The sequence below is a fragment of the Haloquadratum walsbyi J07HQW2 genome (assembly GCF_000415985.1).
GTDB lineage: Archaea > Halobacteriota > Halobacteria > Halobacteriales > Haloferacaceae > Haloquadratum > Haloquadratum walsbyi_B.
On record NZ_KE356561.1, the window covers coordinates 3,587,266 to 3,591,026 of the forward strand.

Sequence of the window (3,761 nt, forward strand, 5' to 3'; positions counted from 1 at the left end):
ACGCGTCCGAGTTGTGGGCTGCGTGGTAGGCGCGGTGCCGTTCGAGCGAGCCAGTCGTCTTGAAGTGGAAGAATGCAGCTGCCGTGTAGGGCTTGCTCTGTGTTTCGACCTGCGACTCGACAGAAGCCGGAAGGGCGATCTGGAGCGTCCCCGTGTCGATACTCGCAGCGAACTCCTTCGCTTCCTCGACGGTTGCTTGCGAATGTGCCGGTGTCTCGCCGGTGAGCACGTTCACCGGAGTTTCCGTGTCGTCGGTGAACAGGACGTCTTCGAAGGTGTGTGTCCCGAGGATCGCCTCGGGATCCAACTCGCAGTCGTGAGACGGGTCGTCCTCTGTGGTCATCGAATCACGAGCCTATGGCGGGGCTCACTCATTCCGGTCCCTGAAAAACAGCAGCTGCCACGAAACAGATCGAACTAGGAGTGGTTCAGACTCGCCTTCTCGAAGGGTGATTCCCCGGTCGGAATCAGCAGCTCCTGTCGGTCTCCGACTCGCTCGGCCAGCTTCCGTTTCAGGTACTGTCTCGCCGTCGACGGCGTGAAGACGCCTTTGTCGAGCATATCGCCGACGACGTCTTTGAGGGCCGCGACCTAGCCCTGCAGGTGACCGTCGCCGACCGGCTCGCCGTCGTACCAGCGCACCGTCGCGAGCGCGCCGTTCCCGACCGTCTCCCCCTGTTCGACTGTCTCCGACTCGTACTGCAGGCCGAACCACAGCGTCCGATAGGCGGTTACCTCGAACGTCGTCGCCACCACGAAGAACGCCTCGTGGTGGAGGTAGTCGAGGTGGTCAGCGACGATTTCGTCCAGGGTGAGTCCGGTGGCGCGGGGCTTCGGCTCGACGACCGTCGACGGTCGATCTTCGTCGGCGAGGTAGCCGTCGACGCCATCGGCCAGCTCTGCGAGGAGCTGTTTCGCCCACTTGGAGTCGGTGTCTTCACCACCGAACGGCGATTCAGCCGAGATTCGGTGCTTGAGCTTCAGGTTCGCTGCGCCCCAATGGCTGTAGTGGAGCGTGTACTGTCCGTCTGTACGTTCGTACGCAACGAGTGCGCGGTGTCCCATCGAGCAATCACCTCACGGGGCGACCGCGACTGGATCGCCCCGCACCCCTCCCGGGGGACGAACAACGCTACTCGTCGATCGGGTCGGGGGAACTGAGGTCCGCGTGGAGGACTTCGCCGTCGCGAACGACGTACCGCTTCGCCAGGACTGGGAAGCGACAGTTAGTGAACCCTGCCGTCTGGATATCGAACTCTTCGTCGGTTTCGAGGTGGTCGGCGAGTTCTCGCAGGAATTCGTAGGTCACGATACCTCCCTCGTAGTCCGGGAGGCCGTTCTCCCGCGCCTCGTACACCTCGAAGTCGTCGTACCCCCAGATGGTGAGCTCTCCGTCTTCGGTCACCTCCCAGTTGAGCGTTCCAAAGTAGTAGCTCTCACAGAGCTCGCGGACTGCCTGCGGATCCGATACGATCGCGCCGGTTGACGTCGTCGCAGCTTGTAGTGTCGCCATGTCTGGACTCGCGGGAAGCCCCGCACCCCTCTTGGGGGCGATAAACCGACTCTGGAAGTGCCCTTGGCGTCGACGGCGATGACGATCAGTCGTCTGTTGGGGCGTCTGGTCCGCTCCCGTCTTCTGGTCGCGTGAGTAGGCTCACTTCTTCCAGAAGGTCTCTTGCAGTCTCGACTCGCTCTTGATCCGCGTCGTCCAACTGGTCGACATCAAGCCGGCTGAGATTGCTGAGCACACGATGCATCCGGTAGCCCTGTTCGACTTGCTGATTCATCGGAAGCGCCTCACCACTCGCCGGCGCAGAAAGACTCCTCACGAGACTTTCGTCGGCGCATCAGAGGCGCCACCAGTGCTCGTCGCGACGCGTTGCCGCTAAGGGGTCACTCTCACACCCGTCGTCCAGCCTACTGTCCGGAATGGGGGATGCCTCGACGGTCGGTCGTAGTTCCTCAAAGTCAGAATATCGGTCGTACACCGGTTGGCTCATACCTTCTGTCGGTATCGCATTTCAACGTCCGGACGCCTTCGCTCGCAAAGAACTCTTGATTATGCGAGACAGTACAAACATATATGAGAGCAGGGCGCGAACACTGTCCCAAGAGGTGCCAACCATGACCGAATCCCCGCGAGATGGGGTCCAATCGTGGACTGAGTCGATGAGCGCCCGCGACCGCATTCGGGCGGTTGCCGAGTCACTTCGCGAACCCCGCTCAGTTAACTGGATCAGCGAGCAGGCCGACGCCGCCTGGAGCACGACCAACGAGGAACTTCAGGATCTCGTCGACCAGGGCCAGTTGCGTCGCGTCGAGGCCGGCGAGACGACGCGCCACCAGCCGGACTACACGCGCCTGCTCTTCGAGGAGATTCGCACGCTCATCGAGGAAAACACCCGCGAGGAGCTGCGGAGTGAATTGGCCGCGATTACCGAGGAGATCGAGGAGTGGCAGGCGACCTACGACGTCGAGACGTGGGAGGAACTCGAACAGTCGCTCGCCGACGGCGACCTCACAAGTGCGGAGCTCCGGGACCGCCGCGACGTCATCGCGTTCTGGCGCGAGAACGAGGAGGATCGCCGCCTCATCAAGCACGCACTGGAACTCTACTCCGATGTTGAAGCCGCCCGCGAGCAGATGATGGATGTGGCTGACCGCGCCACGAGCTAATCCTCCGCTCTCACAGACTGATCTTTCTTGCCGGTCGCGACCGCTATACACAGCGGACCCTCCTCCACGACGTTCACGACCGATTGACGAACCAGCCAGGGTGTGAAGAGGTCCGCTATCGCCCGTCTCGACGCCGACCCCGGTACGTCATCGCGGATGTCGATCCGGCTACCTTCCTGAGTGACTCGTACGACACGGCGACCGCACGACTTCCCGACAGACGTCCTTGAACGTCGTTGCGACGTGATCGGACAGCTCTGGCTCGATTGTCCCTTCATAGACGACATCAGGCGCCTCCTCAATGCTGGATCGGTTCGGCTCCACAAACCGGAACCAGAAGCGGAGGAACTTGTCGACCACCTGGTACCGCGACCGCTTGGACTGCTTTGCCGACGCCGTCACGGGCACCTCGCGGTCGATCAACCGCAGTCGCCGGAGGGTCTGAAGATACTTCGACAGCGGTCCCGAATCGATGCCGGTTGCCCCAGATATCTCGTTGGGCGTCGTGTGCCCGGTTGCGATCGCCTCGAGGATGCTCATGTATCGCGCGGAGTTCCGTAGCTCCGTGCGGAGCAGGAACTCTGGTTCGGTGTAGAGGATAACTATCGGGGAGAGGATCGTGATTCGAATGTTCTCCGTGAGAGGCTGGTCGTAGTCGAAGACCGTGAGATACATTGGGGTGCCACCGGTGACGGCGAACGACTGAATCGCGTCCTCGATATCGTACCCGATGACGTCGCGAGCTTGCCGGAAGGAAAATGACTGGACGTCGATCTGGCTTGTGCGGCGACCGTACAGCGGACTCTCGTGATCGAGCACCCCCGACTCCATCGTGCTGACGCTGGAGCCACACAGCACGAGCATCGACTCGGTCCTTGGAGTTGCTCATCGACGAACGACTGAAGATAGGAGGGGAGCGAGTCGTTCTCCTCGGCCAAGTAGGGGAGTTCGTCGATGACAACAACGAGTTGCTCAGTAGCGAGTTTTTCGTCGAGGTAGTCGAGGACCCCAAAGCCGTCGATCCGGGGCACGCGGTCGTCGGAGTAGTCAGCGACCTGCTCAACGAACTTCTCGCGCTGGCGGTC

The 3,761-nt window shown here is 61.6% G+C and carries 5 protein-coding genes and 3 pseudogenes; 2 read left to right on the forward strand and 6 right to left on the reverse strand.

The genetic code is table 11. The features are described 5' to 3' along the window. The 5 genes and pseudogenes from J07HQW2_RS16660 to J07HQW2_RS19465 form a co-directional block, all read right to left on the reverse strand. The coding region (locus tag J07HQW2_RS16660) for a DUF8025 family protein (protein ID WP_021056871.1) at positions 1 to 343 on the reverse strand (343 nt) is incomplete at its 3' end. Between the two features lie 74 nt (positions 344 to 417). Then, positions 418 to 1,065 (reverse strand): annotated as a pseudogene (locus J07HQW2_RS16665) (DUF6735 family protein). A 67-nt stretch (positions 1,066 to 1,132) separates the two neighbouring features. Continuing rightward, positions 1,133 to 1,513 (reverse strand): hypothetical protein, encoded by a 381-nt coding sequence (locus J07HQW2_RS16670; RefSeq protein ID WP_021056873.1) that lies wholly within the window; start codon positions 1,511 to 1,513, stop codon positions 1,133 to 1,135. Between the two features lie 85 nt (positions 1,514 to 1,598). Continuing rightward, positions 1,599 to 1,787: a DUF8012 family protein gene (locus J07HQW2_RS16675; protein ID WP_048075765.1), complete on the reverse strand. Its 189-nt coding sequence runs from the start codon at positions 1,785 to 1,787 to the stop codon at positions 1,599 to 1,601. 60 nt (positions 1,788 to 1,847) lie between these two features. After that, on the reverse strand, positions 1,848 to 2,000 hold the full coding sequence (locus tag J07HQW2_RS19465; RefSeq protein ID WP_303704354.1) for a hypothetical protein: 153 nt from the start codon (positions 1,998 to 2,000) through the stop codon (positions 1,848 to 1,850). Positions 2,001 to 2,124: 124 nt separating this feature from the next. On the opposite strand from J07HQW2_RS19465, the gene J07HQW2_RS16680 reads away from it, so the two are divergent. Together J07HQW2_RS16680 and J07HQW2_RS20190 are read left to right on the forward strand one after the other, a co-directional pair. After that, the gene (locus J07HQW2_RS16680) at positions 2,125 to 2,676 is read left to right on the forward strand and encodes a DUF7342 family protein (protein ID WP_048075766.1); all 552 of its coding nucleotides are present in this window, start codon (positions 2,125 to 2,127) and stop codon (positions 2,674 to 2,676) included. Between the two features lie 17 nt (positions 2,677 to 2,693). Then, positions 2,694 to 2,897: pseudogene (locus tag J07HQW2_RS20190) on the forward strand (hypothetical protein); the annotation flags it as partial. Here the strand turns inward: J07HQW2_RS20190 and J07HQW2_RS16685 are convergent. After that, positions 2,881 to 3,761: pseudogene (locus J07HQW2_RS16685) on the reverse strand (ATP-binding protein); the annotation flags it as partial. The pseudogenes J07HQW2_RS20190 and J07HQW2_RS16685 overlap by 17 nt on opposite strands.

Bases quoted from the DNA above. Each gene is read 5' to 3' on its own strand.
- J07HQW2_RS16680 (WP_048075766.1), top strand. From the start codon at position 2,125: ATGACCGAATCCCCGCGAGATGGGGTCCAATCGTGGACTGAGTCGATG.
- J07HQW2_RS16675 (WP_048075765.1), bottom strand. From the start codon at position 1,787: ATGAATCAGCAAGTCGAACAGGGCTACCGGATGCATCGTGTGCTCAGC.
- J07HQW2_RS19465 (WP_303704354.1), bottom strand. From the start codon at position 2,000: ATGAGCCAACCGGTGTACGACCGATATTCTGACTTTGAGGAACTACGA.
- J07HQW2_RS16670 (WP_021056873.1), bottom strand. From the start codon at position 1,513: ATGGCGACACTACAAGCTGCGACGACGTCAACCGGCGCGATCGTATCG.